Source organism: Klebsiella sp. X1-16S-Nf21 (assembly GCF_002837615.1).
Classification (GTDB): domain Bacteria; phylum Pseudomonadota; class Gammaproteobacteria; order Enterobacterales; family Enterobacteriaceae; genus Klebsiella; species Klebsiella variicola.
In genome coordinates this window covers 1-542 of the sequence record NZ_PJDK01000170.1, presented here as the reverse complement: position 1 = coordinate 542, position 542 = coordinate 1, and the positions used below count along the sequence as shown (strand labels likewise).

Sequence of the window (542 nt, the reverse complement as noted above, 5' to 3'; positions counted from 1 at the left end):
TGAGTCGGGCCGTCTTCACCCAGACCGATGGAGTCGTGGGTGTAGACCATCACCTGACGCTGTTTCATCAGCGCGGCCATACGTACCGCATTACGCGCGTATTCCACGAACATCAGGAAGGTGGAGGTGTACGGCAGGAAACCGCCGTGCAGCGCGATACCGTTGGCGATAGCGGTCATACCGAATTCACGCACGCCGTAATGAATGTAGTTACCCGCGGTGTCTTCGTTGATCGGCTTAGAACCAGACCACAGGGTCAGGTTGGACGGCGCCAGGTCAGCGGAGCCGCCGAGGAATTCCGGCAGCAGCGGGCCGAAGGCTTCGATAGCATTCTGCGACGCTTTACGGCTGGCGATTTTCGCCGGGTTAGCCTGCAGCTTCGCGATGAACTCGTTAGCTTTGGCGTCGAAGTCAGACGGCATCTCACCTTTCATACGACGGGTGAATTCGGCCGCTTCCTGCGGGAAGGCTTTCGCGTAGGCAGCAAACTTCTCATTCCACGCCGCTTCTTTCGCCTGGCCGGCTTCTTTGGCATCCCACTG

General features: G+C 58.9%; 1 pseudogene. It reads right to left on the bottom strand.

From position 1 onward, the window contains the following. Window positions 1-542, bottom strand: a pseudogene (locus CW267_RS29910) (transketolase); the annotation flags it as partial.